Source organism: Mesorhizobium carmichaelinearum (genome assembly GCF_900199455.1).
GTDB lineage: Bacteria > Pseudomonadota > Alphaproteobacteria > Rhizobiales > Rhizobiaceae > Mesorhizobium > Mesorhizobium carmichaelinearum.
In genome coordinates, this window is sequence record NZ_FZQR01000075.1 from 1 (window position 1) to 8,481 (window position 8,481).

Sequence of the window (8,481 nt, forward strand, 5' to 3'; positions counted from 1 at the left end):
GCAAGCGCGGATGAATTGGTCGCTAACTCAATTAGCAGGGTGTCGCGTCGTCCTTCGTCCATAGGCACCGCCGTGATGATCCAGCAAGTACAGGTTCGCCACAGCTGAGTTGCATGAACACTGACGTCCGCCCTGACAAATTCGTCGAAGCAAGTTGCATGCCGATTGCCGCACGGTCTGCGTTTGCACCAGTTGCGGTACGGCGGCGCGGCCGTGGTGACCTTTCGGTCGGGCTTGCGACATTGTTGTCTCGTTTCGGACGCAAGAACGTTTGCTGTTAGACACGCACGGGAAGAGCAAAATGACAGTGCGTGGTTCCGCTCGTCAGAAAATTTCATCACGCGGGCGGTTACGCGCGACTATGCCGCCCCGCTGATCCAACGCGGGCTGCCAATCGAATTAGTGTTCCCAATCCTATCGCGCAAACCGTTCTCGCCGTTGAAAAACCGCGGTAATCAGCCCGATCTCGCCGAAATTTACACCGTTGCCCGGCTGGGCGAAGCGGCTATGGCGCTGAACCAGCTTAGCCCTACAGGCTGCTGTATTCGCATTCTGGCTGATGGCCACAAATACCGACGTGCGTGCAAAACCCCGAAAAATATCGTCGATCAGTATCAGAATGATCTACTTTATTGGATTGATGCGGTAGAGATTACCGGTATCGTTGATCTTGTCGATTATGAAATATGGATCGAGAATAGCCTATCTGACGTAGAACAATTCGAACGTGAGGTTTCTTACCAACAGAAAGTAATGGATGTACGAACGAGATACGGTTCATTCTTCGATGTCGACAGCATTGGCATCAGCCACGAAGTAATTAAGGCGGCTGACGACGTAGGTCGCCAGCTCTGTTTTACCTTCTATTCGATGCTAACTTCGACACATTACGATACGCTTTTCAACGGCTTTGCTGGCGCGGCGGTCGATATTTACGACAATGACGATATCCAAGCCCTTTACATTGAGCACATCGCACGACTGGCGCTTCCAGCGGTGGCTGTCTCAGCCCGGCGCGATTATAGTGCAACCTTCGGCTATCTCACCCCAAATGCACTAGGCGAGCTGTTCCACACGATGCGCTTGGAGGTGTGGCAGGCGGCCTGCCGCTATGTGGCAATCTCGCTGGTGGATCGCGAGCGCGGCCTGCTTCGACACCGAGCACCGAATGCCTTCAAGCTGACCATCCACGGTAAGCCCAATGAATTCCAGTTCATCACCTCGCCACTGCGTGATGTCGGGATGACAGCGCAGCATGCTACCGGCGGCATTGCCTTCCGCGATGGCAAAACCTGGATCAATTACCGCTATCGTATCGAGCGTGAGACCGACAGCGAAACCCCACTCACCGTTTCGATTGATGCGGCCATGCGACATACCCCAGAGCGCTATGGCCCGCTGGCACGCTTGGCTCGTTCTGGCCAACCGTTTGCCTACACCAACGATCCGCAAGCATTTGTTTCGCGCGATATTTTCGATCTTCTCGGCGCAAGGATATGATAAGCTATTCTGGCAAGGAGCAGCTAGAGCAGGCTACGATACTCAGCGAGAGTCGGGTTCTCCTGCTGGTCAGCCGTTCGATCGATAGCAAGTTCGATCCGACGACGCTACGTGAGGGCGGCATCGTGCTCGACAAGGCGCAGATGCTTGGAACGGTTGAAGGCTGGCGCACCAGCATTGCCCGCCAGGCGGGTAAGATCGCACGCGCGGCTTGTGGTATGTTGGAAAACCTAGCCTCCAGCGTCCTTTATGAACGGTTGGACGAACCAGACTGGAACCGTGCGGCGGTGGCTGCCGAGGTATTGCGCAACCCGAGCATTTCCAAGAACGCCGGCTGGCTGGATACCCGCGCTGTGCAGAGGAGTATTGCCGCTGCGCTGGATTGCGCCGAAGGGGTGCAGCTGGAAATTGCCTGGGGCCATGCCAAGCGCGAGGCAGGCGGGCTGAAGACCTTCGGTCCGCTGGCCGATTTGACTGAGTTGCTGGCGCTTGGTCGACTAGAAATCATCCGCAAGGCGGTCGAAAAAGCCGTTAACGCGATTCGGCCTGTACAAGCTTGTCCGGCGTCATGGTTCGAATATTCGCATCGGCAACGGACAGAGGTCCATTTCTCCCCATGTTTGGAGACAACGTCGGCCGTGCACCTGCTCGAGTCTGGCGTCGATGTGAACGTCATAAGAGGTTGGCTTGGCCACGTCAGCCTGGATACCACCAACCGATATGCCGAGATTAGCATCAGGATGAAGCAGGAGGCGCTTGAGGCTTGTCAGGTGCCTGCTACTTCTTCGGTGGGACCTCCCCGAAAGCCAGTCTGGCAGAGCGAGCCAAAAGTTCTCGAATGGCTCGCCAGCCTCTGATCGTTATGTGCCCCGTGTCGTCGGGAGCGCTCGCATCAGCAGGCTGCGGGACACATAACCGTTCGGGACACAAAACTACGACAATATGCGGACAGCGATCGAGAAAGTCGGACGCGGCAAGGAGCGCGACGTCAACGTCCGCTTCATGGCCATGGCCAGCCACTATCTCTTCGAACCTGAGTTCTGCAATCCCGCGTCCGGCTGGGAGAAGGGACAGGTCGAGAAGAACGTGCAGGATGCGCGTCATCGGTTCTTTCAACCGATACCACGCTTTCCATCACTGGAAGCCCTGAACGACTGGCTTGAGCTTCGATGCAAGGAGTTTTGGCAGAAGACCCCGCATGGAAAAATGCGCGGCACCATTGCCGATATCTGGGCTGAGGAAGCCCAGGCTCTCATGCCGGCGTCCCGTCTCTTCGACGGCTTTGTCGAATACACCAAGCGGGTCTCCCCGACCTGCCTCGTGCATTTAGAGCGCAACCGCTACAGCGTGCCGGCGTCCTTTGCCAATCGGCCCGTGAGCCTTCGGGTCTATCCGGATCGTGTCGTTGTCGCTGCAGAGGGTCTGATTGTCAGAGCATCGCCGCATCATCGATCGATCGCATGATCGGCCAGGACAGACGGTGTATGACTGGCGGCACTATCTGGCTGTCGTTCAACGCAAACCAGGTGCCCTTCGCAACGGAGCACCCTTTGCCGAACTTCCCGATGCATTCAGGCGTTGTTGCGTGGATAACCGGCCGCCTGATATTAGGCTGTGGTCTTCAGTCTCGTGATCCGGATTTCGACGATGCCGCATAAGTTCAATGCCGACCGGCGGGACAAGATAGTCAAGCAGAAATTTGAGGTGACGAATTGGCCGGCGTATAATGAAAGCTTGCGTCAACGTGGTGATTTGACCGTCTGGGTGAGTGATGAGGCGCTTTGCTTGTGGGTGGTGCCGAGGCGGACATCTCGGGGCGGCCAGCCGAAATACTCGGATCTGGCGATTAAGCTGTGCTTGACCCTGCGTGTGCTGCAGTGTCGCGGCGCTGATGGGGTTCGATATTGCCGTGCCTGACTTTTCCACCTTGTCACGCCGTAGCAAAGGGCTGGCGTTGCCGTCAGCAAAGCCCGGAGCCAGAACGTCAGGTTCGGTCCATCTGGTGGTCGACAGCACGGGCTTGAAGGTCTTCGGCGAGGGCGAATGGCTGGAAAACAAGCACAAAGCCAAGAGAAACCGCAAAAGATGGCGCAAGCTTCACCTTGGCCCCAGTGCATTATTGGGACACGGATATACGGTAGGGATCAGCGTCGGAGATTTACGATGCCGAGTTCCTTCCATATCCAGCGGAAGTCGTAAGTTGCCATCGGATCGTCCGGATCTGGCTGGCTTGCCGTACGGTTTTCGAGGTATTTGAGCCACTCGGCCGCTTTTTTCTGACCTTCTGGGGTTTTGACCGCCGTACGCGGCGAAATATTACCCAGCATTCCGACGGGCTCGTCGAGAGTCTCGCGATACTGCTTGTCCAAAAACTCATGAACGACTTTTGTGGCGATCTCAGGTGGCAGCTCCGGACCAGCCGTATCCTTGTCACGGGCGGGCCTTTCGGCAATCATCTGCTTGACGGTGCGGATTTCGGTGAGCGGCCTTCCAACCAGATCGTTCAGCGCGCCCTGTATCAGCGCCCTTCCTTTTTCGGCTCGGGCAGCGGAATTCGTCAACAGATGCAAGGTGCGGCCCTTCACTTCAACATTTCCGAGAACCCGCGCACCGTCCTCCATAGTCGTGTCCCATGCGAGGTTGCCGGATTTACCGGCCTTAGCCTTCCCTTCGGGACATCGCCAAGCCAGTTCCAGAATTTTGCGTTCTCCTGCCGCAGAGCCGGGACTGTCTTCAGCTGGGCGGTGATTTCTTTCTGGGTGATGCCGGATGCCAACGGGAAGTGGACATCGTGAAAGACGATTTCGTCTCCGTCGCCATTCTCGAATGTTGTGGAATGGCGCGATTGTTTCGAAGACACTCTCGACGACCATTTCGGGCCGGTTCTCGACACCGGCAACATGGAGTTCAATGATCTGGCCGAGATGCTCGGAGAGCATTGGACGATGACGAAATCAGCCAGCCGACGGTATCGAGAATTATCGCCGAGCACAGACAAAAAGTAGGAAAAGACCATGCCCAGTAGCCATGACGTAAAGCCGCGCCATTTCGGCGGCTGATTTGCGTCCGGACAAGACACTGTCGGCGATTTCCAGCCGTTTCTTCTCGTTCAATTTTCTACGACGGCCTCCAATCCGCCCTTCTGCGCGCGCCTGCGCGAGGCCAACGGATGTCCGCTCGCGGATCATGGCGCGTTCGAACTCGGCGAAGGAGCCGACGATTTGCATCATCATGCGGCCTGACGGCGTCGTCGTATCGATCGCCTCGGTCAGCGAGCGGGACCCCGCGCAAGCGGCTTCGATGCGTTCCATGATATGCAGCACGTCCTTGAGCGAGCGCGACAGACGGTCGAGCTTCCAGACGACGACGGTGTCGCCCTCTCTCAAATGGCCGAGCATTTTGGGAGTTCAGGCCGCTCCCAGCGACCGCCAGACGCCTCTTCCTCAAAGATGCGCTTGCAGCCGGCGTCAGTAAGCGCCCTGGCCTGCGCCTTGTTCGATTGCTCGTCGCCTCTGCTCACCCGGGCGTAGCCGATCAGTACTATTGCCTCTTTCAGAAACGAACTTTTGTGAAAGCCGACGGCACGTACGATGATTCGCCCGGCGGGGTCTTTCATAATCCTCTTTCATTATGACAGTGTAAGGCAAGAGGTTTGTGAAGGGATGAACAATGCCCAGCGCGGATATCGATGACGGGAAGGCAACGGGACCATCTGATGGCGTTGCCAAACACGGAAGATGAGGTTGTGCGCCACCACAGCCTCTCCCCCGATGACCTCGCAGCGATCGCACACCGCGCCTGCAGATAGACCCCGTCCGCCCACACATAGACATAGCGACGCGCCGAAAGATCGCGCTTTTGCCAACGCTTGTAGTCGGCGTTCCACTCTCCTGTCAGCCGCGTGATCACCGAGGGCGACAGGTTCGGCGCGTCCTTGCCCACAAGCGCGCTCAGCGCTTCCTGAAAACCGTCGAAACACCGCGCAGGTAGAGAACGGGAAGCAGCGCATCCAGACTTTGCGTCCGACGCGCCCATTTCGGCAGGATCGATGAGGAGAACCGGACCCGATCAACCTCGCCATTCGCGCCGCGATCCCGGATCTTTACCCGGCTGACTGGCACTGGCCCGATCGCCGTCTGGATGCTCCGCTCCGAGCCGTGACCATGCCGCACAATCCGGGCACGGCCGTCGGCGAGCTTGAGATCCCGCATCTCGGCAAGAAACGTCTCGGCCTCGATCTCGATCGCCTGCGCCAGCAATTTGCGCGCCCCGGTGCGCAGCACATCCGTCAGGGGATCATCAATTTCGTCGGGCTGACGAAGACGCAAAACATTGGTAGTCTCGTTCATGGCGTATCGCTCTCTGAGAGGTTCTGGCAGGCTTCATCACCCGCCTCGATACGCCGCTCTCCTCAAACCCGTCGTCACCCAGTTTCCGCCATAGCTCGAGAGGACAATCACAGCCCTGTGGACGGCCGTCGGATCGCTCGTCGACCTCTTCACCCCAGCCGAATTCCAGAACTACTTCAAGGCCGCAGGTTATAACCCAGATTAACCGGACGCGCTCTAGACAGCTTCTCGACAGCTGACGGTCTTAGCATCAGGTGTGGATAGCCTCGATGCGCGGCCATGAAAGATTCATCTCGTCAAGGGAGAGGGATGTGGAGTCCAATTATAAGTCGTGGGACGGTTACGATATAAATCAGTACACTGCCATGCGAGCGCAGCAGCGGCTGAGGCAACAATCGGGCAATATGCCTGAAGCTGCAGGGAACTTTGAGCATCTGCTGGACAAGCTGCAAATCAATTCGTCTGATACGAACTCCGCAGAGTCTGGTTCGCCTGATACTCGCCCCACAGACGCGCAAGGGATCCAGCGCGCTGATATCGGCGGTTCGATGCGGATGCCATCGCAGTCCGGCCTGCGGGATGACCGGTTCGGCAGTACGCGCTTTAGCGTGGACCTCCCCCGCGCACGCCTTGATGGCTCGACTGAAGGGGCATCGCGGTCCGGCTTGCATGACAGGGGGGTCAGCAGCACGCGCTACACCTCGCCGTCAGAAACGCAGCCTACGATGCGGCCGAAAGATGGCAAGAGCCGTGGACTGTGGTCGCGTTTCAAGTCAGGCGTTGACAAAGCCTTCGGCGGGAGTCGTCGCGAAAAGGCATCCGGCGACTCGGCGGCTGACGAGGTCTATGTCTATTCAGAGCTTCGCATGGATTTTGCCAAGCGCAGCCGCCCGTCCGCTGCGGACCTGGGGCTCATTGAAGAAATCAAGGTGGCGTTGGGCCGTGAGAACCGTATGCCTAGGACCATTAAAAGCTACGTGACCGCTCTCAAAATGTTCAGCGAGTTCCTTCAATCCAAAGACGTGACACTGGAGGACCTGCTTGGCGACGCTGATTTGTTGAAAGCCTTTAAGGATGACTTCATGAAGGTGGCAAGCAGCAATAGCAGGATCAATTTGGGTGGGGCATTGGGCAAGCTCCAGAACTTCCGCGCCGGAAAATCCTTATCCGGGATGCATCCCGAAGACGAGCGCCTTATCGGGCAATTCGCGGCCTCAGTCCGAGCGTACGAAGTTGTTCCCGACGGTACCATCGGCCGGGGGCGCGGAAGGGTTCCGGAGGACACGCTCAATACCACTTTAGTGCCTCTTAGGAGGTTTGCTCGTTGGCTCGGAGCAGAGAACAGGCGGCCCTTGACTACCAGGGCTTTTGACGAGCCAATGTCACTAGCCGCCGACATCGAGGATTACAGGGCAGGCGGTGGGGACGATCATAACGAGCTCAAGGCGGCACTGTCTCATCTCCGGAGGTTGGGGCCTGAGGGGGGGCTCCAAGCACTCGGTCCCGGGCCCCGCCTGATGGGGCGCCAAAAAAACCATCCTTATCTCGACGACGCCCTCATTATCGATCGCTTCTACAACGAAACCATCCGCAACCTTGGACCCGCGACCGTCGAACAGAGAACACGCGTCTCAAAGATTTGTTCCAAGCAACGCAAGTTTAGTGATTGGCTTCAAAGGGAGGATAGGGGGAGCCTAGCGAGCCGACTCAACGGCAGTGCTCAGCAGCAACAGTCGGTGAAAGCAGATTACGAGGACTTCAGAAAAGCCACAAGACTGACATGCGGCCAACTCGATGAGCTTCGAAAGTGCCTGCAAGTCGCCGAGGCGAATAGAGCGCTGGGGTTGTCTCCGCCCGAGGGCGCCCGGCAGTCCAGCGCATTTGACGAGCTTCCCTCGGCACCAGCCACGCCGAGCTCGGGGGCTTTGGATTTTCTCAGGGAGTTCAATGAGGACCCTGACTGGCAGCCCAGCGCCCCGTCGCACGTGGAAAGCTTTGATCAGGTGCGCTTTGGGCAGCCCAGCGCATTTGACGAGCTTCCCTCGGCACCAGCCACGCCGAGCTCGGGGGCTCGGGATTTTCTCAAGAAGTTCAATGAGGACCCTGACTGGCAGCCCAGCGCCCCGTCGCACTGGGAAAGCTTTGATCAGGTGCGCTTTGGGCAGCCCAGCGCATTTGACGAGCTTCCCTCGGCACCACCCACGCCAAGCTCGGGGGCTCGGGATTTTCTCAGGAAGTTCAATGAGGACCCTGACTGGCAGCCCAGCGCCCCGTCGCACGGGGAAAGCTTTGATCAGGTGCGCTTTGGGCAGCCCAGCGCATTTGACGAGCTTCCCTCGGCACCACCCACGCCGAGCTCGGGGGCTCGGGATTTTCTCAGGGAGTTCAATGAGGACCCTGACTGGCAGCCCAGCGCCCCGTCGCACGTGGAAAGCTTTGATCAGGTGCGCTTTTGGCAGCCCAGCGCCCCGTCGCACGTGGAAAGCTTTGATCAGGTGCGCTTTGGGCAGCCCAGCGCCCCGTCGCACGTGGAAAGCTTTGATCAGGAGCGCTTTTGGCAGGGGGTCGACCAGGCCGAGCGGCCGGGCCGGGCCGGCGCGACGTCCGCATGGCCAGTGGAGGTGCCCTCCGA

The 8,481-nt window shown here is 58.2% G+C and carries 3 protein-coding genes and 6 pseudogenes; 6 read left to right on the forward strand and 3 right to left on the reverse strand.

Annotation, left to right across the window (positions count from 1 at the left end):
• Positions 1-165: 165 nt before the first annotated feature.
• The 4 genes and pseudogenes from CKW40_RS41435 (at position 166) to CKW40_RS41450 (ending at position 3,757) form a co-directional block, all read left to right on the forward strand.
• Positions 166-1,500, forward strand: coding sequence for an L-tyrosine/L-tryptophan isonitrile synthase family protein (locus CKW40_RS41435; protein ID WP_179298313.1), 1,335 nt, complete (start codon positions 166-168; stop codon positions 1,498-1,500).
• Complete coding sequence (locus CKW40_RS45205) at positions 1,497-2,357, forward strand: site-specific integrase (RefSeq protein ID WP_244571548.1); 861 nt, start codon at positions 1,497-1,499, stop codon at positions 2,355-2,357. The genes CKW40_RS41435 and CKW40_RS45205 overlap by 4 nt, the downstream gene beginning before the upstream one ends.
• A gap of 76 nt (positions 2,358-2,433) precedes the next feature.
• Positions 2,434-3,079, forward strand: a pseudogene (locus tag CKW40_RS41445) (Mu transposase domain-containing protein); the annotation flags it as partial.
• Between the two features lie 68 nt (positions 3,080-3,147).
• Positions 3,148-3,757 (forward strand): annotated as a pseudogene (locus tag CKW40_RS41450) (transposase).
• On the opposite strand, the gene CKW40_RS43520 reads toward CKW40_RS41450, so the two are convergent.
• From CKW40_RS43520 to CKW40_RS41465, 3 genes and pseudogenes are all read right to left on the reverse strand, one after another.
• On the reverse strand, positions 3,645-4,439 hold the full coding sequence (locus CKW40_RS43520) for a hypothetical protein (RefSeq protein ID WP_143748522.1): 795 nt from the start codon (positions 4,437-4,439) through the stop codon (positions 3,645-3,647). The pseudogene CKW40_RS41450 and the gene CKW40_RS43520 sit on opposite strands and share 113 nt — an antisense overlap.
• A 39-nt stretch (positions 4,440-4,478) precedes the next feature.
• Positions 4,479-5,116 (reverse strand): annotated as a pseudogene (locus tag CKW40_RS41460) (recombinase family protein).
• 170 nt (positions 5,117-5,286) lie between these two features.
• Positions 5,287-5,849 (reverse strand): annotated as a pseudogene (locus CKW40_RS41465) (transposase); the annotation flags it as partial.
• 97 nt (positions 5,850-5,946) lie between these two features.
• Here CKW40_RS41465 and CKW40_RS41470 point away from each other — a divergent pair.
• Both CKW40_RS41470 and CKW40_RS41475 read left to right on the forward strand, forming a co-directional pair.
• Positions 5,947-6,054, forward strand: a pseudogene (locus CKW40_RS41470) (IS630 family transposase); the annotation flags it as partial.
• Positions 6,055-6,160: 106 nt separating this feature from the next.
• Positions 6,161-8,481, forward strand: a pseudogene (locus tag CKW40_RS41475) (hypothetical protein); the annotation flags it as partial.